The sequence below is a fragment of the Streptomyces griseus genome, from assembly GCF_900460065.1.
Taxonomy (GTDB): Bacteria; Actinomycetota; Actinomycetes; order Streptomycetales; family Streptomycetaceae; genus Streptomyces; species Streptomyces griseus.
Genome location: NZ_UAVD01000026.1, coordinates 292,694 through 317,523, shown reverse-complemented (window position 1 = coordinate 317,523; position 24,830 = coordinate 292,694). Strand labels below are relative to the sequence as shown.

General features: G+C 70.1%; 25 protein-coding genes. 14 read left to right on the top strand and 11 right to left on the bottom strand.

All coding sequences use genetic code 11. The features are described from left to right. Positions 1-126 precede the first annotated feature (126 nt). Positions 127-1,641, top strand: a complete 1,515-nt coding sequence (locus DTB53_RS15390) for a glycosyltransferase family 87 protein (protein WP_012380070.1) — start codon at positions 127-129, stop codon at positions 1,639-1,641. Positions 1,642-1,684: 43 nt separating this feature from the next. On the opposite strand, the gene DTB53_RS15385 is transcribed toward DTB53_RS15390, so the two are convergent. The 3 genes from DTB53_RS15385 to DTB53_RS15375 all read right to left on the bottom strand — a co-directional run bounded on the left by DTB53_RS15385 (position 1,685) and on the right by DTB53_RS15375 (position 4,443). Next, positions 1,685-2,716: an alanine racemase gene (locus tag DTB53_RS15385; protein ID WP_003967862.1), complete on the bottom strand. Its 1,032-nt coding sequence runs from the start codon at positions 2,714-2,716 to the stop codon at positions 1,685-1,687. Positions 2,717-2,807: 91 nt separating this feature from the next. Further along, positions 2,808-3,926: a lipid II:glycine glycyltransferase FemX gene (locus DTB53_RS15380; RefSeq protein WP_003967861.1), complete on the bottom strand. Its 1,119-nt coding sequence runs from the start codon at positions 3,924-3,926 to the stop codon at positions 2,808-2,810. Between the two features lie 172 nt (positions 3,927-4,098). Continuing rightward, a complete protein-coding gene (locus DTB53_RS15375) occupies positions 4,099-4,443 on the bottom strand; it encodes a hypothetical protein (RefSeq protein WP_003967860.1) in 345 nt (114 codons plus the stop codon). Between the two features lie 331 nt (positions 4,444-4,774). Here DTB53_RS15375 and rpsF point away from each other — a divergent pair, with 331 nt between their 5' ends. From rpsF to rplI, 4 genes are all read left to right on the top strand, one after another. After that, a complete protein-coding gene (gene rpsF / locus DTB53_RS15370; protein ID WP_003967859.1) occupies positions 4,775-5,065 on the top strand; it encodes a 30S ribosomal protein S6 in 291 nt (96 codons plus the stop codon). A 74-nt stretch (positions 5,066-5,139) separates the two neighbouring features. Then, positions 5,140-5,754 carry a single-stranded DNA-binding protein gene (locus tag DTB53_RS15365; protein WP_003967858.1) on the top strand — a complete coding sequence of 205 codons (615 nt, stop codon included), beginning with the start codon at positions 5,140-5,142 and terminating at the stop codon, positions 5,752-5,754. 42 nt (positions 5,755-5,796) lie between these two features. Beyond that, the gene (rpsR, locus tag DTB53_RS15360; protein WP_003967857.1) at positions 5,797-6,033 is read left to right on the top strand and encodes a 30S ribosomal protein S18; all 237 of its coding nucleotides are present in this window, start codon (positions 5,797-5,799) and stop codon (positions 6,031-6,033) included. 18 nt (positions 6,034-6,051) lie between these two features. Further along, entirely contained in the window at positions 6,052-6,498 is a 447-nt protein-coding gene (gene rplI / locus DTB53_RS15355) for a 50S ribosomal protein L9 (RefSeq protein ID WP_003967856.1), read from the top strand. Between the two features lie 116 nt (positions 6,499-6,614). Here the strand turns inward: rplI and DTB53_RS15350 are convergent, their stop codons facing one another. After that, on the bottom strand, positions 6,615-7,952 hold the full coding sequence (locus DTB53_RS15350) for an MATE family efflux transporter (protein WP_003967855.1): 1,338 nt from the start codon (positions 7,950-7,952) through the stop codon (positions 6,615-6,617). Positions 7,953-8,410: 458 nt separating this feature from the next. Between DTB53_RS15350 and dnaB the strand changes: the two genes are divergently transcribed. The 3 genes from dnaB to DTB53_RS15330 all read left to right on the top strand — a co-directional run bounded on the left by dnaB (position 8,411) and on the right by DTB53_RS15330 (position 12,982). Then, positions 8,411-9,886, top strand: coding sequence for a replicative DNA helicase (gene dnaB / locus DTB53_RS15340; RefSeq protein WP_003967854.1), 1,476 nt, complete (start codon positions 8,411-8,413; stop codon positions 9,884-9,886). Between the two features lie 183 nt (positions 9,887-10,069). Continuing rightward, entirely contained in the window at positions 10,070-11,518 is a 1,449-nt protein-coding gene (gene argG, locus DTB53_RS15335; protein ID WP_003967853.1) for an argininosuccinate synthase, read from the top strand. A gap of 87 nt (positions 11,519-11,605) precedes the next feature. Further along, a complete protein-coding gene (locus tag DTB53_RS15330; protein WP_012380068.1) occupies positions 11,606-12,982 on the top strand; it encodes a serine hydrolase domain-containing protein in 1,377 nt (458 codons plus the stop codon). A 167-nt stretch (positions 12,983-13,149) separates the two neighbouring features. On the opposite strand, the gene DTB53_RS15325 is transcribed toward DTB53_RS15330, so the two are convergent. Together DTB53_RS15325 and DTB53_RS15320 are read right to left on the bottom strand one after the other, a co-directional pair. After that, positions 13,150-13,602 (bottom strand): GNAT family N-acetyltransferase, encoded by a 453-nt coding sequence (locus tag DTB53_RS15325; RefSeq protein ID WP_003967851.1) that lies wholly within the window; start codon positions 13,600-13,602, stop codon positions 13,150-13,152. Positions 13,603-13,727: 125 nt separating this feature from the next. Then, positions 13,728-14,186, bottom strand: coding sequence for a MarR family winged helix-turn-helix transcriptional regulator (locus DTB53_RS15320; RefSeq protein ID WP_003967850.1), 459 nt, complete (start codon positions 14,184-14,186; stop codon positions 13,728-13,730). A gap of 140 nt (positions 14,187-14,326) precedes the next feature. Here DTB53_RS15320 and DTB53_RS15315 point away from each other — a divergent pair, with 140 nt between their 5' ends. Then, a complete protein-coding gene (locus DTB53_RS15315; RefSeq protein ID WP_012380067.1) occupies positions 14,327-15,538 on the top strand; it encodes an MFS transporter in 1,212 nt (403 codons plus the stop codon). Positions 15,539-15,609: 71 nt separating this feature from the next. On the opposite strand, the gene DTB53_RS15310 is transcribed toward DTB53_RS15315, so the two are convergent. From DTB53_RS15310 to DTB53_RS15290, 4 genes are all read right to left on the bottom strand, one after another. Next, positions 15,610-16,497 (bottom strand): GNAT family N-acetyltransferase, encoded by an 888-nt coding sequence (locus DTB53_RS15310; RefSeq protein WP_012380066.1) that lies wholly within the window; start codon positions 16,495-16,497, stop codon positions 15,610-15,612. A 302-nt stretch (positions 16,498-16,799) separates the two neighbouring features. After that, positions 16,800-17,279 carry an NUDIX domain-containing protein gene (locus tag DTB53_RS15300; RefSeq protein ID WP_003967847.1) on the bottom strand — a complete coding sequence of 160 codons (480 nt, stop codon included), beginning with the start codon at positions 17,277-17,279 and terminating at the stop codon, positions 16,800-16,802. A gap of 45 nt (positions 17,280-17,324) precedes the next feature. Continuing rightward, the gene (locus DTB53_RS15295; protein ID WP_042496715.1) at positions 17,325-18,449 is read right to left on the bottom strand and encodes a cystathionine gamma-lyase; all 1,125 of its coding nucleotides are present in this window, start codon (positions 18,447-18,449) and stop codon (positions 17,325-17,327) included. A 105-nt stretch (positions 18,450-18,554) separates the two neighbouring features. Beyond that, a complete protein-coding gene (locus tag DTB53_RS15290; protein WP_003967845.1) occupies positions 18,555-18,932 on the bottom strand; it encodes a phage holin family protein in 378 nt (125 codons plus the stop codon). Between the two features lie 88 nt (positions 18,933-19,020). On the opposite strand from DTB53_RS15290, the gene DTB53_RS15285 reads away from it, so the two are divergent. From DTB53_RS15285 to DTB53_RS15270, 4 genes are all read left to right on the top strand, one after another. Further along, positions 19,021-19,338, top strand: a complete 318-nt coding sequence (locus DTB53_RS15285; RefSeq protein WP_003967844.1) for a cupin domain-containing protein — start codon at positions 19,021-19,023, stop codon at positions 19,336-19,338. A 136-nt stretch (positions 19,339-19,474) separates the two neighbouring features. Continuing rightward, positions 19,475-19,687 carry a DUF5326 family protein gene (locus tag DTB53_RS15280; protein ID WP_012380063.1) on the top strand — a complete coding sequence of 71 codons (213 nt, stop codon included), beginning with the start codon at positions 19,475-19,477 and terminating at the stop codon, positions 19,685-19,687. Positions 19,688-20,088: 401 nt separating this feature from the next. Further along, on the top strand, positions 20,089-20,865 hold the full coding sequence (locus DTB53_RS15275) for an IclR family transcriptional regulator (RefSeq protein WP_043393282.1): 777 nt from the start codon (positions 20,089-20,091) through the stop codon (positions 20,863-20,865). 101 nt (positions 20,866-20,966) lie between these two features. Then, the gene (locus tag DTB53_RS15270; RefSeq protein ID WP_024263706.1) at positions 20,967-21,404 is read left to right on the top strand and encodes an SsgA family sporulation/cell division regulator; all 438 of its coding nucleotides are present in this window, start codon (positions 20,967-20,969) and stop codon (positions 21,402-21,404) included. A 24-nt stretch (positions 21,405-21,428) separates the two neighbouring features. Here DTB53_RS15270 and DTB53_RS15265 read toward each other — a convergent pair whose 3' ends face one another. After that, positions 21,429-22,778 (bottom strand): YibE/F family protein, encoded by a 1,350-nt coding sequence (locus DTB53_RS15265; protein ID WP_030701338.1) that lies wholly within the window; start codon positions 22,776-22,778, stop codon positions 21,429-21,431. Between the two features lie 196 nt (positions 22,779-22,974). Here DTB53_RS15265 and thiC point away from each other — a divergent pair, with 196 nt between their 5' ends. Continuing rightward, positions 22,975-24,795: a phosphomethylpyrimidine synthase ThiC gene (thiC, locus tag DTB53_RS15260; protein WP_012380060.1), complete on the top strand. Its 1,821-nt coding sequence runs from the start codon at positions 22,975-22,977 to the stop codon at positions 24,793-24,795. Positions 24,796-24,830 lie beyond the last annotated feature (35 nt).

The following is a 24,830-nucleotide window of genomic DNA, read 5'->3' as shown; positions in this document are numbered from 1 at the left end:
AGGGCCGCCGTACCCACCCGGGTACGGCGGCCCTCGCCGCGTTTCCGGCGGCGGCACACGGCATCCCGGCCCCCGCCCGTGTCGCCCGGGCGGTCCTTGCCCCCTGGCACAGCCCCGTACGGCAGGATGTGCGGCATGCCAAGCCCCAGCGCAGAAGACACGAGCGTGCACCAGGAGCGGCCCGTCGTGCGGCCCACCGATCAGGACGAGGTCGCGGCGGCCGGCAGCGAGCTGTTCGGCGGCCGGGTGGGACGCTGGGCGCGGCTCGGCGACGGCCCGCTGACGCCCGTGCGCGTCGTCGCGCTGGTCATGATCGGGATGTTCGCCCTCGGCATGGTGCAGAAGATCCCCTGCTACGAGTGGGCCTGGTTCCGCGGGGCCACCTCGCAGTACACCCACGCCTGCTACTCCGACATTCCGCACCTCTTCCTGGGGCGCGGCTTCGCCGACGGCCTCGTGCCGTACTTCGACCGGCTGAGCGGCGACATGCAGTACCTGGAGTACCCCGTGCTGACCGGGGTGTTCATGCAGGTGGCGTCGTGGCTGACGCTGACGCCCGACAGCGACCCCATCCAGCAGCGCGAGCAGATGTACTGGATGGTCAACGCGGGCATGCTGATGATCTGCGCGGTCGTCGTCGCCGTGTGCACCGTCCGTACGCACCGCCGCCGCCCCTGGGACGGCCTCCTGGTCGCGCTGGCCCCCGCGTTCGTCCTGACCGCGACCATCAACTGGGACCTGCTGGCCGTCGCCCTGACGGCCGCCGCGATGCTCATGTGGTCCCGGAGCCGGGTGCTCGCGTTCGGCGTCCTGATCGGCCTGGCGACCGCCGCCAAGCTCTACCCCGTGCTGCTGCTGGGACCGCTGCTGGTCCTCTGCTGGCGGGCCGGCCGGTGGCGCGAGTTCGGTACGGCCCTGCTGGGCGCGGGGACGGCCTGGCTGGTGGTGAACCTGCCGGTGATGATCTTCGCCCCCGAGGGGTGGCGGAAGTTCTACACCTTCAGCCAGGAGCGGCCCATCGACTTCGGTTCGTTCTGGCTGGTCATCACCCAGCGCACCGGCAAGCCCATCGACGTGGAGACGGTCAACACCGCGTCGGTCGTACTGATGGTCGTGTTCTGCGCGGGCATCGCGGGCCTGGCGCTCTCCGCGGCCCGCCGGCCGCGCTTCGCCCAGCTGGCGTTCCTGGTGGTGGCCGCATTCATCCTGACGAACAAGGTCTACTCACCGCAGTACGTGCTCTGGCTGATCCCGCTGGCCGTCCTGGCCCGGCCGCGCTGGCGCGACTTCCTCATCTGGCAGGCCTGCGAGGTCATGTACTTCCTCGGGATCTGGTTCTACCTCGCCTACACCAGCGGCGGGGACAAGCACCAGGGGCTGCCGCAGGAGGGCTACCAGGTCGCGATCGTCCTGCACCTGCTGGGCACGCTGTACCTGTGCGCGCTGGTCGTCCGGGACATCCTCAGGCCGGAGAAGGACCCGGTGCGCGCGGACGGGTCGGACGACCCGTCCGGCGGCGTCCTCGACGGGACCCCGGACGCGTTCGTGCTGGCGCCCGAGGCCCGAGAGCCGGGACACGAGGCCATGGCGGTCACGGGGCCCCAGGTGGAGTGGGGCGCCCCGCCCACCCGGGAAGGCTGACCCGCAGCCCCGGGCGCGGCCGTACGGGCCGCGCCCGGGCCGCTCAGCGGTCGACGAGCCGGTCGTACTGCGTGGTGGTGTGGCGCAGGTGGGCCACCAGCTCGTCACCGACCCGCGGTTCCTGGGCGTCCGAGGGGACGAACAGGATCGACACCTGCATGTGCGGCGGCTCGGCGAACCAGCGCTGCTTGCCCGCCCAGACGAACGGCGACAGGTTGCGGTTGACCGTGGCCAGCCCGGCGCGGGCGACGCCCTTGGCCCGCGGCATCACGCCGTGCAGCGCCTTGGGCGCCTCCAGGCCGACGCCGTGGGACGTACCGCCGGCCACGACGACCAGCCAGCCGTCGGAGGCGGCCTTCTGCTGGCGGTAGCCGAACCGGTCGCCCTTGACGACGGGGGTGACGTCCAGAACGGCCCCCCGGTACTCGGTGGCCTCGTGGTCGCCGAGCCAGAGCCGGGTGCCGATGCGGGCGCGGAAGCGGGTCTGCGGGAACTGCTGCTGGAGCCGGGCCAGCTCCTCGGCCCGCAGATGGCTGACGAACATGGTGTGCAGCGGCAGCCGGGCCGCGCGCAGCCGGTCCATCCAGCCTATGACCTCCTCGACGGCGTCGGAGCCGTCGGTGCGGTCCAGCGGCAGGTGCAGGGCGAAGCCTTCGAGCCGTACGTCCTCGATGGCCGCGTGCAGCTGCCCGAGCTCCTCCTCCTTGACGCCGTGGCGCTTCATCGAGCTCATGCACTCGATGACGACGCGGGCGCCGACCAGGGCGTGCACGCCGTCGACGGAGGAGACGGACCGGATGACGCGGTCCGGCAGGGGCACGGGCTCCTCGCCGCGCCGGAACGGGGTCAGGACGAGGAGATCGCCGCTGAACCAGTCCTTGATCCGGGCCGCCTCGTAGGTCGTCCCGACGGCGAGGGTGTCGGACCCGAAGCGGATCGTCTCGTCGGCGAGGCGCTCATGGCCGAAGCCGTAGCCGTTGCCCTTGCAGACGGGTACGAGACCGGGGAACTGGTCGATCACGGACTTCTGGTGCGCCCGCCAGCGCGCGGTGTCGACGTAGAGGGAGAGCGCCATGGCCGGCCCGGAACCTTTCTGGTGGCTGCGGTGAATCAGGAACGAACGGGGTGGGCCGCGATGTGCGCGTCCCGGAGGGAAGTGAAGCGGATCAGCGGCGCGACATGTAGATGTCGAGCGCCTTGTGGAGCAGCTTGTTGAGCGGGAAGTCCCACTCGCCGACGTACTCGACGGCCTCGCCGCCGGTGCCGACCTTGAACTGGATCAGGCCGAAGAGGTGGTCGGTCTCGTCCAGCGAGTCGCTGATCCCGCGCAGGTCGTAGACGGTCGCGCCCATCGCGTAGCTGTCGCGCAGCATGCGCCACTGCATCGCGTTCGACGGCCGGACCTCGCGTCCGATGTTGTCGGAGGCGCCGTAGGAGTACCAGACGTGTCCGCCGACGACGAGCATCGTGGCCGCGGACAGGTTCACGCCGTTGTGCCGGGCGAAGTAGAGCCGCATCCGGTTGGGGTCCTCGGAGTTGAGGACGGTCCACATGCGCTGGAAGTACGAGAGCGGGCGCGGCCGGAAGCGGTCGCGCACGGCGGTGATCTCGTAGAGCCGCTGCCACTCGGCCAGGTCCTCGTAGCCGCCCTGGACGACCTCGACGCCGGCCTTGTCGGCCTTCTTGATGTTGCGGCGCCACAGCTGGTTGAAGCCCTTGAGGACGTCCTCCAGGGAGCGGTTGGCCAGCGGCACCTGGAAGACGTAGCGGGGCTGCACGTCACCGAATCCGGCGCCGCCGTCCTCGCCCTGCTGCCAGCCCATCTTGCGCAGCCGGTCGGAGACCTCGAAGGCGCGCGGCTCGATGTGCGTGGCCTCGACGTCCCGCAGGCGCTTCACGTCGGGGTCCTGGATGCCGGACTTGATGGCGGCCGAGTCCCAGCGGCGGATGACCACCGGCGGACCCATCTTCACGGAGAAGGCGCCCTGCTGCTTGAGGTGCGCGAGCATCGGCTGGAGCCAGTCCTCCAGGTTCGGCGCGTACCAGTTGATGACCGGGCCCTCGGGGAGGTACGCCAGGTAGCGCTTGATCTTGGGCAGCTGGCGGTACAGGACGAGGCCGGCGCCGACGATCTCGCCGTTCTTGTCGAACCAGCCCAGGTTCTCCGAGCGCCATTCGGTCTTCACATCAGCCCACGCCGGGACCTGGCAGTGACTGGCCGAGGGCAGGCTCTGGATGTACGCCAGATGCTGCTCTCGGCTGATGGTCCTCAGGGTCAGGCTCATGCGGGGCGCTCCTCGGCAGGTGTGTCCCCATCGGTCAGGGGCTCCGGCTCTCGCGCCGAAGCCTACTGTGACCGGGGGGCGCGCGGCCTGGCCCCGGGGGCCCGGAACACAGGACGGACCGGCGCGGGCGCCCGGGCACCCGCGCCGGCCGGTGGTCCGGCCGGTGCTCCGGTCAGGTGATCACGCCGCCGAAGAGGCCGCCGTGGGCCATGCCGAGGTAGAAGCCGACCGCGGAGGCGCCGAGGCCCATGATCAGGCCGAACCGCTCCCAGGTGGTCTTCGAGATGTACTGGCCGTAGGCGCCGGTCAGAATCCCGACGAGGCCCGCCCATGAGCTGATCAGGTGCAGATGGTGGAACATCGCCGTGACGAACGCGAGGATGCCGAGAACCCCGGTCACGACCATCAGGACGTCCTGGACGGGGTGCGGCCTGCCGTCCGTCGCGAAGAGCGAGCCGGTGGGGCGGCGTCCGGTCGTGGACCGGGAGCCGGTGGCGGGTCGGATGGTCTGAGCCATGGATTACCTCCTGGCCGGGCGGATGGGCGGGTGGATCCGGCGCCCTGCGCACCGCAGTGGGTGTGTAGCGCCTCTCACACCGCATCTGTCTCGATTGTGCCCTCTGAGCTCCTGATTTCAACCGGAAGCGGGTCTACGGGTAGTCTGTACGGTCTGCACCGGTGTCTGCCCAGGCCAGCACGGCGAGCCTCCCCCGAACCCCGTCTCCGGGACCGTTCGGGAGCGGATCGTCCGCGTTGGGTGTTCCTCGGGAACACCGTTGCACTACGCATCACGACCCTCCTGCCACGGAACGACCGTGGCCGCTGAGTCCAAAGGAGGTGGGTTCCACATGCGTCACTACGAGGTGATGGTCATCCTCGACCCCGATCTCGAGGAGCGAGCAGTCTCCCCGCTGATCGAGAACTTCCTCTCCGTCGTCCGTGAGGGCGACGGAAAGGTGGAGAAGGTCGACACCTGGGGCCGTCGTCGGCTCGCCTACGAGATCAAGAAGAAGCCCGAGGGCATCTACTCGGTCATCGACCTGCAGGCCGAGCCTGCGGTCGTCAAGGAGCTCGACCGCCAGATGAACCTGAACGAGTCGGTCCTCCGGACCAAGGTCCTCCGTCCCGAGGTCCACTGAGCTTTCAGCTCAGCGGTTTTCGGGTCCGAGTAGCAGCAAGCAGCCAGAAGCAATCCCCGCCGAGAGGTTCACCCATGGCAGGCGAGACCGTCATCACGGTCGTCGGCAATCTCGTCGACGACCCCGAGCTGCGCTTCACCCCGTCCGGTGCGGCGGTCGCGAAGTTCCGTGTCGCGTCCACTCCCCGCATCTTCGACCGGCAGACCAATGAGTGGAAGGACGGCGAAGGCCTGTTCCTCACCTGCTCGGTCTGGCGTCAGGCGGCGGAGAACGTCGCGGAGTCGCTTCAGCGAGGCATGCGCGTCGTCGTGCAGGGCCGGCTGAAGCAGCGGTCCTACGAGGACCGTGAGGGCGTCAAGCGCACGGTCTACGAGCTGGACGTCGAGGAAGTCGGCCCCAGCCTCAAGAACGCCACGGCCAAGGTCACCAAGACGACCGGTCGCGGTGGTCAGGGCGGCCAGGGTGGATACGGCGGCGGCCAGCAGGGCGGCGGCAACTGGGGCGGCGGTCCCGGTGGCGGTGGCCAGCAGGGCGGCGGCGGTGCACCCGCCGACGACCCGTGGGCGACCGGCGCGCCGTCAGGCGGCCAGGGCGGCGGAGGCCAGCAGGGCGGCGGAGGCGGTTGGGGCGGAAGCTCCGGCGGTTCCGGCGGCTCTGGCGGCGGCTACTCGGACGAGCCCCCCTTCTAGGGCTGCTCGTACCCCACTTCTTGATCACACAGGAGAAACACCATGGCGAAGCCGCCTGTGCGCAAGCCTAAGAAGAAGGTCTGCGCGTTCTGCAAGGACAAGACCCAGTACGTGGACTACAAGGACACGAACATGCTGCGGAAGTTCATTTCCGACCGCGGCAAGATCCGTGCCCGCCGCGTCACCGGCAACTGCACGCAGCACCAGCGTGACGTCGCCACGGCTGTCAAGAACAGCCGTGAGATGGCGCTGCTGCCCTACACGTCCACCGCGCGATAAGGGAAGGGTGACAACAGCATGAAGATCATCCTCACCCACGAGGTCTCCGGCCTCGGCACCGCCGGCGACGTCGTCGACGTCAAGGACGGGTACGCCCGCAACTACCTGGTTCCGCGTGGCTTCGCCATTCGCTGGACCAAGGGCGGCGAGAAGGACGTGGCGCAGATCCGCCGCGCCCGCAAGATCCACGAGATCGCGACGATCGAGCAGGCCAACGAGATCAAGGCCAAGCTCGAGGGCGTGAAGGTCCGTCTGGCTGTTCGCTCCGGCGACGCCGGCCGTCTCTTCGGCTCGGTCACCCCGGCCGACGTCGCCGCGGCGATCAAGGCCGCCGGTGGTCCCGACGTCGACAAGCGTCGCGTCGAGCTCGGCTCGCCGATCAAGACGCTCGGCGGACACCAGGTGTCCGTCCGTCTGCACCCCGAGGTCGCAGCGAAGCTCGGCGTCGAGGTCGTTGCTGCCTAAGGGCAGAGCTCAGCTGAGTCAGTGAAGGGCCGCACCCCGTGACGGGGTGCGGCCCTTCCTGTTTCACGTGAAACAGGGTGTCGGTTTCACGTGAAACAGGCCGCGCGGCGTACGGATCAGCGCGTGGCTCCCGTGACGATCCACCGGCCCGACCGGGTACGCAGCCAGAGCGTGATGAGGCGGACGGCCATCATCAGTGTCATGGCCCACCAGAGCGCGGTGAGCCCGCCGCCGAGGGAGGGCACCAGAAGGGCGACGGGCGCGAAGACGGCGAGGGTCACCAGCATCGCCCAGGCGAGATAGCGTCCGTCGCCGGCTCCCATCAGGACGCCGTCCAGGACGAAGACCACGCCGGCGATCGGCTGCGAGACCGCCACGACCAGGAGCGCGGGCAGCAGGGTGTCCTTCACCGAGGGGTCGCTGGTGAACAGCGGGATGAACAGGGGCCGGGCCAGCACGATCAGGACACCGAGCACGATGCCGGAACCGATACCCCACTCGACCATGCGGCGGCAGGCCTCGCGGGCGCCCTTCTCGTCGTTCGCCCCCAGATAGCGGCCGATGATCGCCTGCCCGGCGATGGCGATGGCGTCGAGGGCGAAGGCGGTCAGGCTCCACAGGGAGAGGATGATCTGGTGTGCTGCGATGTCGACGTCCCCGAGCCGGGCGGCGACGGCGGTGGCGATCATCAGGACGGCGCGCAGCGACAGGGTCCGGATCAGCAGGGGCACGCCCGCCCGTGCGCTGGCCCTGATGCCGGCCGCGTCGGGGCGCAGGGAGGCGTTGTGCCTTCGGGCTCCGCGGATCACCACGACGAGATAGGCGGCGGCCATACCGACCTGGGCGATCACCGTTCCCCATGCGGATCCGGCGATGCCGAGCCCGGCACCGTAGACGAGGGTCACGTTCAGGGCGGCGTTCGCCGTGAAACCACCGATGGCGACGTACAGCGGGGTGCGGGTGTCCTGGAGGCCGCGCAGGACACCGGTGGCGGCGAGCACGACCAGCATGGCCGGGATGCCGAGGATGGAGATCCTCAGATAGGTGATGGCGTACGGAGTCGCGGTGTCGGACGCGCCGAAGACGTCGACGAGCCACGGGGCCGTCGGGAGCGCGAGGGCGACGACGGCCGCTCCGAGCAGAAGGGCGAGCCAGATGCCGTCCATGCCCTGGCGGATGGCGGCGGGGAGGTCGCCCGCCCCCACCCGCCGGGCGACGGCCGCCGTGGTGGCGTAGGCGAGGAAGACGAAGATGCTCACGGCCGTCATCAGGAGGGCCGCGGCGATGCCGAGGCCGGCGAGCTGCGGGGTGCCGAGGTGGCCGACGACGGCGCTGTCGACCATCACGAACAGGGGCTCGGCGACGAGCGCGCCGAACGCCGGGACGGCAAGGGCGATGATCTCGCGGTCGTGCCGTCGGCGGCCGTTCTTGGAGGTCGCGGGGGCCTTGGTCATGAGGGTCAATCTAATCTTCCACAGGTAAGAGATGCAATTGGCCTGGGGTCCTTACTTGCGGACCGGTGGCGCCTTCCGCCCCGCGCCGTTTGCGGTGATCTTGAAATGAGGGTGAAAGTTTTTCTCCCCCACAGTCAGTGGATGGAGAATGCGCAGGTCAGGATGGTCACGCTGCTATCGCTATGAGTTTGTCCACAGTGCTGTCCCCCGGTCCGTGCACAGGATCGGCAGGGTTCTCCACAGCATCTGGTCCGTCGTCCACATGCCCTGTGGATAACCAGATTGGCTGACGGTGCGGAGGGGCCTACCGTGGTGCGGCGCCCGCACTCCGTTCCGGCACCGGAATCCACCGAACCAGACGCGCCGGAAGTGGAGTCGGGCGACCTGTTTGTCGGTGCCGTGCCGTAAGAAAGAGTGGCACGGCTAGGTCCGCGATGCGGACGGGAGGAGGCGGCCCGGTGAGCATTCCCGAGCCTTTGGACGACCCCTGGACCGAGACCGGTCCCGGGGACCGTCTGCCCGTCTCCCGTCAGCGTCGCGGGGACCGCAAGGGGCGGGAAGACCGCCACGACCGGGGTCCGGACGAGGCCTGGGAAGTGGGCTCCCCCGGGTTCGAGCGGGTGCCGCCCCAGGACCTCGACGCCGAGCAGTCGGTCCTCGGCGGCATGCTGCTGTCCAAGGACGCCATCGCGGACGTCGTGGAGATCATCAAGGGGCACGACTTCTACCGCCCCGCCCACGAGACCGTCTACACCGCGATCCTCGACCTCTACGCCAAGGGCGAGCCGGCCGACCCGATCACGGTCGCGGCCGAGCTGGTCAAGCGCGGGGAGATCACCAAGGTCGGCGGAGCGCCGTATCTGCACACCCTGGTGCAGTCCGTGCCCACCGCGGCCAACGCCTCGTACTACGCGGAGATCGTCCACGAGCGGGCGGTGCTCCGCCGGCTGGTCGAGGCGGGCACCAAGATCACGCAGATGGGATACGCCGCCGACGGCGACGTCGACGAGATCGTCAACTCCGCGCAGGCCGAGATCTACGCGGTCACCGAGCAGCGCACCAGCGAGGACTACCTCCCTCTCGGCGACATCATGGAGGGCGCGCTCGACGAGATCGAGGCGATCGGCTCCCGCAGCGGTGAGATGACCGGTGTGCCGACGGGCTTCACGGACCTCGACGCCCTCACGAACGGCATGCACCCCGGCCAGATGATCGTCATCGCCGCCCGCCCCGCGATGGGCAAGTCCACGCTCGCGCTGGACTTCGCCCGCGCCGCGTCGATCAAGAACAACCTGCCCAGCGTCATCTTCTCCCTCGAAATGGGACGCAACGAGATCGCCATGCGCCTGTTGTCGGCCGAGGCGCGGGTGGCCCTGCACCACATGCGGTCCGGCACCATGACGGACGAGGACTGGACGCGGCTGGCCCGCCGGATGCCCGAGGTCTCGGCCGCTCCCCTGTACATCGACGACTCCCCCAACCTGTCGATGATGGAGATCCGCGCGAAGTGCCGCCGGCTCAAGCAGCGCAACGACATCAAGCTCGTGATCATCGACTATCTGCAGCTGATGCAGGCCGGTGGATCGAAGCGTTCCGAGAGCCGTCAGCAGGAGGTCTCGGACATGTCCCGAAACCTGAAGCTGCTGGCCAAGGAGCTGGAGGTCCCGGTGATCGCGCTCTCGCAGCTGAACCGTGGTCCCGAGCAGCGCACGGACAAGAAGCCGATGGTGTCCGACCTGCGTGAGTCGGGATCCATCGAGCAGGACGCCGACATGGTCATCCTGCTGCACCGCGAGGATGCCTACGAGAAGGAGTCACCGCGCGCGGGCGAGGCGGACATCATCGTCGGCAAGCACCGTAACGGCCCGACGGCCACCATCACCGTGGCGTTCCAGGGCCACTACTCCCGCTTCGTCGACATGGCGCAGACCTGACGGATCCGCCGCCCGTGCGGACGCGCGGCTTCACGACGTGCCTTCCGCGTGCCGGGCGGTCCGGCGTCCCCGCGCGCGCTCGCGGCGCCGGCTTCTGGCTCACGAGACCGGCCGGCCCGGCAGCCGGCGCATGCGCGAGAATCCCGTGTTGCATGATCATGCATAAGAATGCATACTCTTCCTATGTCTAAGGTTCTCACCTCCCTGCCCCTCGGCGAGCGTGTCGGCATCGCCTTCTCCGGCGGTCTCGACACCTCGGTCGCCGTCGCGTGGATGCGCGACAAGGGTGCCGTCCCGTGCACCTACACCGCCGACATCGGCCAGTACGACGAGCCCGACATCGCCTCGGTGCCCGGGCGCGCGACGGCGTACGGCGCCGAGATCGCGCGTCTGGTCGACTGCCGCGCGGCGCTGGTCGAGGAGGGCCTGGCCGCGCTCACCTGCGGAGCGTTCCACATCCGGTCGGGTGGGCGTGCCTACTTCAACACCACGCCGCTCGGCCGTGCCGTCACGGGGACCCTGCTCGTCCGGGCGATGCTGGAGGACGACGTACAGATCTGGGGCGACGGGTCGACGTTCAAGGGCAACGACATCGAGCGGTTCTACCGCTACGGGCTGCTCGCCAACCCCCACCTGCGGATCTACAAGCCCTGGCTGGACGCGGACTTCGTCTCCGAGCTCGGCGGCCGCAAGGAGATGTCGGAGTGGCTGGTCGCCCACGAGCTGCCCTATCGCGACAGCAGCGAGAAGGCGTACTCGACCGATGCCAACATCTGGGGCGCCACCCACGAGGCCAAGACGCTGGAGCACCTCGACGCCGGCATCGAGACCGTGGAGCCGATCATGGGCGTGCGGTTCTGGGATCCCGAGGTGGAGATCGCCGCCGAGACCGTGACGATCGGCTTCGAGCAGGGCCGGCCGGTGACGATCAACGGCAAGGAGTTCGCCACCCCGGTCGACCTGGTGATGGAGGCGAACGCGATCGGCGGACGTCACGGCATGGGCATGTCCGACCAGATCGAGAACCGGGTGATCGAGGCCAAGAGCCGCGGCATCTACGAGGCGCCCGGGATGGCGCTGCTGCACGTGGCGTACGAGCGGCTCGTCAACGCGATCCACAACGAGGACACCCTGGACAACTACTACAACGAGGGGCGCCGGCTCGGCCGGCTGATGTACGAGGGCCGCTGGCTCGACCCGCAGGCGCTGATGATCCGCGAGTCGCTTCAGCGCTGGGTGGGCACGGCGGTCACCGGGGAGGTGACGCTGCGGCTGCGGCGGGGCGATGACTACTCGATCCTCAACACCGAGGGTCCGGCGTTCAGTTACCACCCGGACAAGCTGTCGATGGAGCGCACCGAGGACTCCGCGTTCGGCCCGGTGGACCGGATCGGCCAGCTCACGATGCGCAACCTCGACATCGCCGACTCGCGCGCCAAGCTGGAGCAGTACGCCGGGCTCGGCATGGTCGGGTCGACCCACCCCGCCCTGATCGGCGCCGCCCAGGCGGCCTCGACCGGACTGATCGGCGCGATGCCGCAGGGCGGCGCCGAGGTCATCGCCTCCCGCGGCCAGGTGTCCGGTGGCGACGAGATGCTCGACCACGCCGCGATGGAGTTCGGCACCGACTGACCGGGAGCGTCGTCGGCGTCGGCCCGGGCCCGTGACCTCGCGGAAAAGGGTTCGTCAGGGAGCCGTCCGTCGGGTAGTGGTTGGACCATGACTTCTCACGACGCGGATGTGCTTCCCGGTACCCGACGCGCCCTGCTGCACCGCATCGCCGTCGCCCAGCGGGACGGCCGCGCGCCGTCCCTGGTGGCCGCGGTGCGGCGGCAGGGGCGTACGGCCTGGAGCGGGGCGCGTACGTGCGTCGAGGGGCATGCTCCCGACGCCGACACGCAGTACCGGATCGGGTCGATCACCAAGACGTTCACCGCCGTTCTGGTTCTGCGCCTGCGGGACGAGGGCCTGATCGACCTGGACGACCCGCTGGAGAAGCACCTTCCCGGCACGGGGTCGGGCGGGGTCACCGTCTTCCAGCTGCTGGGCCACAGCGCGGGGCTGGGCGCCGAGGCTCCCGCCCCCTGGTGGGAGCGGACGCCCGGCAGTCTGCGGCCCGAACTCGCCGACGTGCTGGGCGACCGCCCGCAGAGGCATCCGGCGGGTCATCGCCATCACTACTCCAACCCCGGTTACACCCTGCTCGGTTCACTGGTGGAAGCGGTGCGTGGCGTCTCCTGGGAGGAGGCGCTGCGCACCGAGATCCTGGAGCCGCTGGGCATGCACCGCACGACGAGCGGGCCGGTCGCTCCGCACGCGGCCGGCTGGGCCGTCCACCCCTGGGCCGATGTGATGCTGAGCGAGCCCGCCGAGGACCTCGGGATCATGGCGCCCGCCGGCCAGCTCTGGTCCACCGCGGCGGACCTGCTGCGGTTCGCCGCCTTCCTGACCGAGGGCGACGACCGGGTCCTGTCGGCCTCCTCCGTGCGGGAGATGCGGACGCCCGCCGCACCGGCCGAGACGGGCGCCAGCGATTACGGCCTCGGGCTCCAGATCGTCGGTGGCGAAGGGCGCGTGCTTTTCGGGCACTCGGGATCGCTTCCCGGGTTCGTCGCCGGCCTCTGGATCTGCGAGGGGGAGGACGTGGCGGCGGTCGTCCTCGCCAACGTCACCTCCGGGCTGCCCGCCGCGATGGTGGCCGCCGAGCTGCTGGGGATCGTCGTCGACGCCGAGCCGCTGATCCCGGAGCCCTGGCGTCCGCTGCCCGAGGTGGACGACGAACTCCTCGCGCTGACCGGCGTCTGGCACTGGGGCACCCACCCGGTCACGCTGAGGCTCACGGGGGACCGGGGGCTTCAGCTGACTCCGCTGGGCGGCCAGGGGCGTGGCGCGGCCTTCACGTACGGCCCGGACGGCACCTGGACGGGCCAGAACGACTACTACGCGGGGGAGACCCTGCGCGTCGTGCGCAGGGACGACGGCACGGTGGACCACCTGGACCTCGGCTCGTTCGTCTTCACCCGGGAGCCGTACGAGGCGGGCACGGCCGTGCCCGGCGGCGTGGACGCGGAGGGCTGGCGCGGGCTCGCCGACTGAGCTTACGGCCGGGTCGCGCGCGGGTGTTTCACGTGAAACGCGGGCAAGGGGTTCACGGCGTTCGCGCGGGCGCTGCACGGGGGACGAGGGCGCGTGTTCCCCACGGGTGCGCGGGGATCCGGAAGGCGGGTGGGCGTTTCCGGCGAGGGCCCACCCGTCCGCGCCCCTCAGAGCGCCAGCTTGAACCCCACGTGGCTCGCGGTGAAGCCGAGTCGCTCGTAGAACCGGTGCGCGTCGGCGCGGGTCACGTCCGAGGTGAGCTGCACCAACTGGCAGTTCCGGCGGCGCGATTCATCCACCGCCCACTGGATGAGCTGGGTGCCGAGGCCGCTGCCGCGCTCGTCGGCGTGGACGCGGACCCCCTCGATGATCGAGCGGGTCGCGCCGCGGCGGGACAGCCCCGGGACGATCGTCAGCTGCAGCGTGCCCACGACGCGGTCCTCGCGAACGGCGACGACCAGGTGCTGGTTCGGGTCCTCGGACAGCCGCTGGAACGCCTCCTGGTACGGGGTGAGGTCGTCCGGTGACTCACGCTGCGCACCCAGGGGGTCGTCGGCGAGCATCGCGACCACGGGGGGCAGGTCGTCCGGAACGGCGAGGCGTATCGCGAGATCACTCATGATCGGCATCCTAGGTCGTGCCCGCGAAGTCTCGTCCGGCCCGACGGGCGGCCGACGATACTGTGCGGACACTCCCCAGGCCGTGCCCGGGACGGCCCCGGGGGTGTCGTGCCCGTCGGTCCCGGTCAGACCGGGACCTTGAGCTCCTCGACGGCCCTGACCAGAGGAGCGAGCTCCGGGTTCTCGGCCGCCTCGTCCAGGGCCGCCCGCAGCGCGGTGTCGTTCGTCGGCCGGGCGGCCTCCAGCAGCGTGAGTCCGGCCTCGGTGACGTCGGTGTAGATGCCGCGGCGATCGGTGTCGCACAGGTAGCGGGTCAGCAGCCCCCGGTCCTCGAGCCGGGTGACGAGCCGGGTGGTGGCGCTCTGACTGAGGACGACGGCGTCGGCGACCTGCTTCATCTGGAGATGTCCGCCGGTGCCGTTGTGCTGCCTGCTCAACACGTCGAGCAGGGAGTACTCGCGTGCGCTGAGTCCGTGGCCGGCCTGGAGGGCCCGCTCGATCCGGGCCTCGATCTTCCCGTGGAGCAGGGAGAGAGCGCACCAGCTCTGGGCGATGGCGGTCAGGGCGGGGTCGGTCGCTGTCATGTCTCTCTCCTCCGGGCGGGAGCTGCGTGACTCCAGGGTAGAGGACATCTGCAATAGCCCGCGCTTGCAATTAATCAGCGTCTGCAATTATTGTGGACGCTCGTAAGGCGCAGATGCAATCTTCAGGGAAGGTGTAACCCATGCCGCTCGCGCTCCTCGCCCTCGCCATCGGGGCATTCGGGATCGGAACGACCGAGTTCGTGATCATGGGGTTGCTCCCCGAGGTCGCCGGCGACTTCCAGGTGTCGATCCCGACCGCGGGATTCCTGGTGACCGGCTACGCGCTCGGTGTGGTCCTCGGCGCCCCGCTGATGACGCTGCTCGGCACCCGGGTCACCCGTAAGCGCATGCTGATGCTCCTGATGGGGCTGTTCATCGTGGGCAACGTGGTGTCCGCGCTCGCCCCCGTCTTCGGGGTCATGCTCGCCGGACGGGTGATCGCCTCCCTCGCGCACGGCGCCTTCTTCGGCATCGGCTCCGTGGTCGCGGCCGACCTGGTCGCCCCGCAGAAGAGGGCCGGGGCCATCGCCATGATGTTCACCGGGCTCACCGTCGCCAACGTCGTCGGCGTTCCGCTGGGCACGTTCATCGGACAGACCGCGGGCTGGCGGACCACGTTCCTCCTCGTCGCCGTGCTCGGCGTCGTGGGACTCCTCGGCGTCGCGAAGCTCGTACCGGACCAGCCCCGGCCGGAAGGAGTGCGCGTCCGCCACGAGCTGGCGGCCTTCCGCAACGTCCAGGTCCTGCTGGCGATGGCCATGACCGTCCTGGGCTTCGGCGGAGTCTTCGCCGCCATCACCTACATCACCCCGATGATGACCGAGATCGCCGGCTACTCGGCCTCGTCCGTCACCTGGCTGCTCGTCCTCTTCGGCCTCGGCATGGTGGGAGGCAACCTGATCGGCGGCCGGTTCGCCGACCGCCACCTGATGCCCCTGCTGTACGTCTCGCTCGGCGCGCTCGCCCTGGTCCTCGGCCTGTTCACCGTGACCGCCCACGACAAGGTCGCCGCGGCCGTCAGCATCGTGCTGATCGGCGCCCTGGGCTTCGCGACCGTACCGCCGCTCCAGAAGCGGGTCCTCGACCAGGCTTCGGGTGCGCCGACCCTGGCCTCCGCGGTCAACATCGGGGCCTTCAACCTCGGCAACGCCCTCGCCGCCTGGCTCGGCGGCCTCGTGATCGCGGCAGGCCTCGGCTACACCGCTCCCAACTGGGTCGGCGCCGCGCTCGCCGCCTCGGCCCTGGTCCTGGCCGTGTTCTCCAGCCTGTTGGAGCGCCGGGGGACCGGCGGGAGCCGGATCGTCGCCCGGAGCGGCACCGAGCCGGTCGCGGTGTCGGCGACCCGGCACTGAGGACCCCGCTCCCCGGGGACGCTTTCCGCGCAGGGCCGCACCGTCCTCGTGGCGGTGCGGCCTCTTCGCCGTCAGCCCGTAGCGAGGGTGAGCGGGGAGAACCTGCGGGTGGCGTCACCGGGCAGGCCGTCGAGGTTGTACGTCATCACGGTGGTCCGGTTGAGGGGCTCCAGCCCGCGCTCCGTCAGCCAGCCGAGCAGTTCCTTGTGCGCGGCGTGGACCTCGGTGCGCAGGGGCCGGTCCGTCGTGGCGGCCAGGGCCGAGACCAGGGCCTGTGCGGTGGCCGTGTCCCGGGCGATCAACGGCCCGACGATCTGGGCCTGCCCGCTCGGCCAGAGCGCCGCGTAGCCGGTCAGCTCGCCGTGCTCCTCGGCGACCTGGAGCCGGTCGGAGAAGGCGGGCAGCCGGGCGAGGAGATGCGTCCGGTCGGCGCCGAACACGGGGAGGTCGAGCCGGATCATGGCCTGGAGGTCGTCCGCCGTGGCCGGGCGGGTGGTCAGGGAGGGGCGGGAGGCGGAGGGGGAGTCAGGGGCGGCGCCCGCTCCGAAGCGGCCGCCGACGCGTTCCGCCCGGCCCACGGAGGAGAAGCCGAGGTCCTCGTAGAGCGGCCGTCCGAGTTCGGTGGCGTACAGGACGAGCGGGACCTCCCCCACGGTCTCCATCACGTGCCGCATGAGCCGGCGGGCGAGCCCCCGGCGTCCGTAGCGGTCCGCGACGAGGAGCATGCCGACCGCGGTGAGGTCGGATCCGTACGGCATGGTCAGACAGGTCGCCGCCAGGCCCTTGCCGTCCGGGGCGTCGACCCCGTATCCGGTCCCGGCCGAGAGGAGCAGCCCCCACCGGTGTTCGTCGCGCGGCCAGCCGCGGTCCTCGCAGAGATCGGCGCAGGAGACCAGGTCTCCCCGGTTCAGACGCCGGACCGGCAGCTCGACGAGGGAGAGGGGCGATGGGCTGTGCATGGGGTCAGGCTGTCGGACGGGATGATCGCGCGTCCACCGGTTTCGCGGAACTGGCCGAGATCCGCAGCCGCCCGCCGCGCCGGGTGAGCCCCCGGGGAGGCCGACGGTCAGGCCGGTCGCCGACGGAGACGGCGACGAGGGCGATGAGGATTCCTCGGCGTACGGGGCGCTTGAGTGGTTTCACGTGAAACACCATGCCGAGACGGAGTCCCGGAGGCGTCCCACAGCGGAAGTGCCCAGGGGTACCCGCTGGGGAGTACGCGCCGTCGCGGGCGCGGGGCGCGTACTCCCCAGCGGGGGCGTCAGCCCAGGTCGGGGGCGTGCATCGCCCGTACGCCTTCGATGTTGCCGTCGAGGTAGTGCCGCAGGGACAGCGGGACGAGGTGCACGGCCGCGATTCCGACCCGGCTGAACGGCACCCGGACGATCTCGTACTCCCCGGTGGGCTCGTCGATCTCCGGTCCGTGCCGCAGCGAGACGTCCATCGACGCCAGCCGGCAGACGAAGAAGTGCTGGACCTTCACCCCCGTCACACCGCCGTCCGCGATGTGCTCCACGGTGTCGACGAAGCAGGGGACCACGTCGACGATCTTGGCGCCCAGCTCCTCGTCGACCTCGCGGTGCAGTGCCTCCACGACGGTGGCGTCCTCCGGCTCGACCCCGCCGCCCGGCGTGAGCCAGTACGGATCGACTCCCGGCTTCGTGCGCTTGATGAGAATCAGGTCGTCGCCGTCGAGCAGGACGGCGCGTGCGGTGCGCTTGACCACAGGACGTTCGGTCATGGCAAGAGAGTGGCCCGTGGAGGGCCGTCCGAAACTCCCCCGGGCCTACCGGACCGCAGCGTTCAGCGCCTGCTCGACGTCGGAGAGCAGGTCCTCGGGGTCCTCCGCGCCGACCGAGAAGCGGATGAAGCCCTCCGCGACGGCGTCGCCGCCCCAGCGCCCGCGGCGCTCAGCGGTGGACCGGACGCCGCCGAAGCTCGTCGCGTCGTCGACCAGGCGCAGCGCGGACAGGAAGCGCTCCGCGGTCTCCCGGTCGGCCAGCTCGAAGGAGACCACGGATCCGAAGCGCCGCATCTGGCGCCCCGCGACGACGTGTGACGGATCGGTGGGCAGTCCCGGATACCGCAGTCCGGTGACCTCCGCCCGCTCGGTCAGCGCCTCGGCGAGAGCGAGGGCGGTGGCGCACTGCCGGTCGACGCGCAGCTGGAGGGTGGACAGCGAGCGGTGGGCGAGCCAGGCCTCCATCGGCCCCGGAATCGCCCCGACGACCTTGCGCCAGCGCCGTACGTCCGCCGTCAGCCGGGGGTCGCGGCAGGTCACATGGCCGAGCAGGATGTCGCCGTGCCCGGTCATGCCCTTGGTGTCGCTGGCGACCGAGAAATCGGCGCCCAGCTCCAGCGGGCGCTGGCCGATCGGGGTGGCCAGGGTGTTGTCGACGGCGACCAGCGCGCCCGCCGCGTGCGCGGCCCCGGCCAGCCGCCGGATGTCGCAGACGTCCAGGCCGGGGTTGGACGGGCTCTCGATCCAGAGCAGCTTCGCCCCGGTCAGCAGGGCCTGCTGGGCGTCGCCGCCGGTCGGCGCGGTCCGGACCTCGACCCCGTACGCCTCCAGTTGCTCCCGTACGAGCGGCAGCGCCTGGTAGCCGTCGTCGGGCAGGACCACGGCGTCGCCCGAGCGGACCTGGGAGAGCAGCACCGCGGTGATCGCCGCCATGCCCGAGGCGAACACCGTCGTGCCCACCTCCTCACCGGGGGCCTCCAGCTCGCCGATAGCCCGTTCGAGGTGGGTCCAGGTCGGGTTGGTCTCCCGGCCGTAGGTGTAGGGCCCCACCGGTTCGCCGGAGAGGTGGAAGTGCGCGGCGAAGACCGGGCCGGGCAGGGTGGGTCCGAACTGCTCCGGTTCGGGAAGCCCGGCGCGTACCGCGCGCGTTCCGTCGCCCATGGTGCTCATGCCTGCTCCTTCGCTGCTCCCCCGGTGGTGGACCGGTGTGCCCCGCACTCTTCCAGAGGCCCCACGACGGCCCTCCCCGGAGGTCCGGAATCCCGCGTACCGGAATCAGTTCTCGTCGGGCAGCACGACGTTGAGCGCCCAGGACACGACCGAGATGATCAGTCCGCCGAGCACCGCCGTCCAGAACCCCTCGACGTGGAAGCTGAGATCGAACACGCCGGCCAGCCAGGAGGTCAGCATCAGCATCAGGGCGTTGACCACCAGGGTGATCAACCCCAGCGTCAGGATGAACAGGGGGAACGTCAGCAACTGGACCACCGGCTTCACCAGGAAGTTCACCAGGCCGAAGATCAGCGCGACCAGGATCAGGGTGAGGGCCTTGCGGCCCGTGCTGCCGCCTTCCAGCGTGATGTTGCCGACGAGCCAGATGGCAACGGCCAGCGCACCCGCGTTGGCGATCGTCTTGACTACGAAATTCTTCATGTGTCTGATCGTGGCAGACAGGATCGGTGGTGGAACACCGGCAGCGCGGGCACAGCCGACAGCGTGGGCACAAGGGGCGGGACGGGCCATGAAGGCATTCAGACTGGACGAGCTGGAGGCGGAGCGGGCCGCCAACGACGGCGCCTATCTGCAGTTCGTGCGGGAGCGCAATATGTCGGTCGGCCTGTACGCCCTGGACGCGGGAGAGCTCGATCCGCAGCAGCCGCACCGGCAGGACGAGGTCTACTTCGTCGTCAGCGGGCGGGCGTCGATCACGGTGGGGACGGAGACGACGCAGGTCGGCAGGGGAAGCGTCGTCTACGTTCCGGCGGGCGTGGCCCACAAGTTCCACCACATCACCGAGGACCTGCGGGTGATGGTCGTCTTCTCGCCTCCCGAGGGCTGATTCCCACCGCCCGGGAGCGGGCCCAGGCCCTAGGGGCTCGATCAGGGGTCTTCAAGGGCTGCCCGCCCTCGCGAGGGGCCCGTACGCCTTTAGCATCGAGGCAAGGACTCAGAGAGACGAGGTAGAGGCGATGGCCGTGCGGGAGATATTCGCGGGAATGCCCTGGTGGGTGAAGTGGATCGCGGTGCCCGTCATTGCGATCTTCGTGTTCGGCGGGCTGATCGCCAGCGTCGTCGGCTTCGTGATCGGCCTGCTCTTCAAGGTGCTGGTCTTCGTCGTCGTGGTCGGCGGGCTGATCTTCGTCGTCCGCAAGTTCATGTCGTCGTCGTCCTCGCGCGGTGACTGGTAGTACACGCAACGCGGGCCGGCGCGGGGGCCGGTCCGTTCCCTCGGGCGCGTCCGGCCCGGAGCCGCGGGACGCGATCAGGGCGGGATGAGGTCAGCGCCGGCGCCAGAGGATTAGCCCAGCAGAGCTAAGTCCCGGAAGGAACCACCCGTCTGCCGCAGTCGGCCGATACAGTGGCTACCACTGCCGCCATCCGGAATGTGACCTTCCGTCACCATATCGATCGCCTGATCGGTCCTGGGTACGACAGTCCGGTCGTTGGCCTTCGCTCGTCGGCGCCCGGACCGGTCCTCGCCGGTCACGGGCCGGATCTCCGGTCCCCTCCGGTCCTCGGGATCGCGGCAGCCCGTGGGGGCGGCCCCCACGGGAGGGCCGACGGCCCGTCACCACGCCTGGGGGTGGCCTTGACCACGGCATCTAGCACCGCTGTCCCGACATTGATCGGGTCGGTTCAACGGGCGTTGAGGCTGCTGGAGGCTGTGGGCGCCCATCGGGACGGGGCGCCGGCCAAGCAGTTGGCACGTGAGGCGGGGCTTCCGCTCCCGACCGCGTACCACTTGTTGCGCACCCTCACCCACGAGGGCTATCTCCGCCGCGAGAACGGTGTCTTCCTCCTCGGCGCGGCCGCCGAGAACCTGACCGTCGCCCCGGGGGTCCGGAGCCGCCTGCGCCCCGCCTCCGTCGCCGACTCCCTCGGCCACTGGCGGGACGTCATCGGGGCCCCGGTGTACTGCGCCGTCTACTGCGACGGCGAGGTCGAGCTCATCGCGGTCGCGGACGCCCCCGACACCCCGGCCGTGGAGGAGTGGGCCTCGTTCCGGGAAACCGCCCACGCGCACGCCATCGGGCAGTGCCTGCTCGCCCAACTCGACGAGCGGGCCCGCGAGGACCACCTCGACCGGCACCCCGTACGCCCCCTCACCCGTTACTCAGTGCGAGATCGCGCCACACTTCTGGAACGGCTGCGCAACCTCCGACGAGGTGAACCGGTCATCGAACGCCAGGAGTACGCACTGGGGACCGTGTGCGCCGCGATTCCCGTCACGGCCGGTGCCACCATTGCGGCGATGGCCATTTCCGTACCCCTGGAACGGGAAGATCGGTTGCTGCCCGCAGTCGAACAGCTACGTGGCGAAGTCGCCAGCCTCTTGCGTTCGTTCGTGTTCTCTATCAGTATCTGAAAAATCACTCCTTGTGATCTGCTATCGCGTGCACCACGATGGCGTCAATAGGGCCATGGGGGATCATTCCTGGCCAGATTCATCTACTGCGGGGTTGAACGATGCGCGAGTCGGTTCAAGCAGAGGTCATGATGAGCTTCCTCGTCTCCGAGGAGCTCTCGTTCCGTATTCCGGTGGAGCTCCGATACGAGGTCGGCGATCCGTATGCCATCCGGATGACGTTCCACCTTCCCGGCGATGCCCCTGTGACCTGGGCGTTCGGCCGCGAGCTGCTGCTGGACGGGCTCAACAGCCCGAGCGGCGACGGCGATGTGCACATCGGCCCGACCGAGCCCGAGGGCCTCGGAGATGTCCACATCCGGCTCCAGGTCGGCGCGGACCGTGCGCTGTTCCGGGCGGGGACGGCACCGCTGGTGGCGTTCCTCGACCGGACGGACAAGCTCGTGCCGCTCGGCCAGGAGCACACGCTGGGTGACTTCGACGGCAACCTGGAGGACGCACTGGGCCGCATCCTCGCCGAGGAGCAGAACGCCGGCTGACCGGGCGCGCACCCCGATGCCCCGTCACTTCCTACGACGACGGCCCCGACCCGTCCGCGCGGGTGCGGCCGTTGCCGCCTGTGCGCCGCCGGACCCCGGACGGTCCGCGGAGACGACCAGCGCCGCGAGCACCGTGGTCACCGGCACCGAGGCGACCAGGCCGATCGACCCGACCAGCGTACGGACGATCTCCTCGGCGACCAGCTCGCTGTTGGCCACCGTCCCCACACTGCTCTGGGCGATGGAGAAAAGCAGCAGCAGTGGCAGCGCCGCGCCCGCGTACGCCAGCACGAGGGTGTTGACCACCGAGGCGATGTGGTCCCTCCCGATCCGGATACCTGCCCGGTACAGCCCCTTCCAACCCATCCTCGGGTCGGCCTGGTGCAGCTCCCAGACGGCGGAGGTCTGGGTGACCGTCACATCGTCGAGCACCCCGAGCGAACCGATGATCACACCGGCCAGCAGGAGACCACTCATATCGATGTCCGGGTAGAGGCCGTGGATGAGGCCGGTGTTGTCGTCGGTGTTGCCGCTCAGGCTCGCCCAGCCGATGAACAGGGAGCCCAGCAGCCCGATCAGCAGCAGCGAGATCAGCGTGCCGACGACCGCCACGGACGTCCGGGCCGTCACCCCGTGGCACAGATAGAGCGCCGCCAGCATGATCGCGCTGGCTCCGATCACCGCCACGACCAGCGGGTTCGAACCCTGCAGGATCGCCGGCAGGATGAACAGCGTCAGCACGGCGAACGACACGGCCAGCGCCACCAGCGCCATCACCCCGCGCATCCGGCCGACCAGGACCACCGCCAGGGCGAAGATCCCGGCCAGCAGCGCCATCGGGACCTTGCGGTTCACATCGGTGACCGAATACTGGAGGTCGCGCGGCGCGTCGGGGGCGTACGCGACGACCACGCCCTGACCCTCCTTCAGCTGGCGCGGCGCGTCCGGCTGGACCACCTCGACGAACCTGCGGCCCTTGTCGTCGCCGCTGGTCACCTCGACGGTGGCCTTCGCGCACTCCCCCTCCTGCTCGTTGACGGCCTCCCGGCCCGAGGGCGTGGAGGTGTCGCCGGTCGGGGGCACCTGCGCGGCGTTGACGTCCGCGCAGTCGACCTTCACGACCTTGACGACCCTGCCGTCCTGGGTCTGCCGGTCGAATCCGACGCCGGTGCGCTCGTGGTCGGGTGCGCCGCCGGGCCAGAACGCGATCAGGCCGACGACGACCGCCGTGGCGAACGGGATCAGTACGGCGGCGATGACCTTGCGCAGGTGCCGGGAGACGGGAGCGGCCGGCCCGTGGCTGTGGGCATGGGTGTGGCCGTGGCTGGGGCCCTGGGGCGGCTGGGGTGCGGGGTCGCTCTGGGGGGAGGTCACCGGGCGATCATCGCAAGAACGGGAGGGCCCTCTGGTCAGCTCGCCGGAAAGGACGCTAGCGTGGAGGCACCTTTGCACACGCGGGAGCTCGGAGCACCGGGCTGAGAGGGCGCTGATCGCCGTACATCCGTACGGGACACGCTGCGCCGACCGCCGAACCTGTTACCGGGTAATGCCGGCGTAGGGAGTAGGTCTCATGACCACAGCGGACGCACGCACGCCTGCCTCGAAACAGAACGACGGAACGCCGGACGGCACGACGCCGGACGCCGGGACGCCGAACGACGGGGCCGGGAAGTCCATCGGCTGGCACAAGGGGTACGTCCAGGGCTCGCGCCCGGACCTCCGGGTGCCGGTCCGACAGGTGCACCTCACCAACGGCAAGCACGTGACGCTGTACGACACGTCCGGGCCGTACACCGACGCCTCCGTCGACACCGATGTCCGCCGCGGCCTCGCGCCCCTGCGGGAGAACTGGATCATCGCCCGCGGCGACACCGAGGAGTACGCGGGCCGGCCGGTCCGCCCCGAGGACGACGGGCTCAAGCACACCTCGCCGCGCGGCGGGCTGCGCAACCTCGACGCGGTCTTCCCCGGCCGCCCGCGCCAGCCGCGCCGCAGCCGCGACGGACGGCCCGTCACCCAGCTCGCGTACGCCCGGCGGGGGGAGGTCACCCCGGAGATGGAGTACGTGGCGATCCGGGAGAACGTCGAGGCCGAGGTCGTCCGCGAGGAGATCGCGGCGGGCCGGGCGGTGCTGCCGGCCAACGTCAACCACCCCGAGATCGAGCCGATGATCATCGGCAAGCGGTTCCTGGTGAAGGTCAACGCCAACATCGGCAACTCGGCCGTCACCTCGTCCATCGAGGAGGAGGTGGACAAGATGACCTGGGCGACCCAGTGGGGCGCCGACACGGTCATGGACCTGTCCACCGGCCGCAACATCCACACCACCCGCGAGTGGGTGCTGCGCAACTCCCCCGTGCCGATCGGCACCGTTCCGCTCTACCAGGCCCTGGAGAAGGTCGACGGCCGGGCCGAGGAACTGACCTGGGAGATCTACAAGGACACCGTCATCGAGCAGGCCGAGCAGGGCGTGGACTACATGACGGTGCACGCCGGAGTGCGCCTGCCGTACGTCCCGCTGACGGCCCGTCGCAAGACCGGGATCGTCTCGCGCGGCGGCTCGATCATGGCGGCCTGGTGCCTCGCCCACCACAAGGAGTCGTTCCTCTACGAGCACTTCGAGGAGCTCTGCGAGATCCTCGCGACGTACGACGTCACGTACTCGCTGGGCGACGGGCTGCGGCCCGGGTCGATCGCGGACGCCAACGACGAGGCGCAGTTCGCGGAGCTGCGCACGCTGGGCGAGCTGAACACGGTCGCGAAGCGGTTCGGGGTCCAGACCATGATCGAGGGTCCCGGACACGTCCCGATGCACAAGATCAAGGAGAACATCGACCTCCAGCAGGAGATCTGCGAGGAGGCGCCGTTCTACACGCTCGGCCCGCTGACCACGGATGTCGCGCCCGCCTACGACCACATCACCTCGGGCATCGGCGCCGCGATGATCGCCTGGTGGGGCACGGCGATGCTCTGTTACGTCACGCCCAAGGAGCACCTGGGGCTGCCGAACCGGGACGACGTGAAGACCGGCGTCATCACGTACAAGATCGCCGCCCACGCGGCCGACCTGGCCAAGGGGCACCCGGGCGCCCAGGAATGGGACGACGCCCTCTCCGACGCGCGGTTCGAGTTCCGCTGGGAGGACCAGTTCAACCTGGCCCTGGACCCGGACACGGCCCGGGAGTTCCACGACGAGACGCTGCCCGCCGAACCGGCGAAGACGGCGCACTTCTGCTCGATGTGCGGGCCGAAGTTCTGCTCGATGAAGATCTCCCAGGACATCCGGCGCCAGCACGGCGGCTCGCGGGAGGAGATCGAGGAGGGCATGGCCGAGAAGTCGAAGGAGTTCGCGGCCGCCGGCAACCGGGTCTACCTGCCCATCGCCGACTGACCACCGGTGGACGAGGCCGGCCGGTGTCCGGGGGC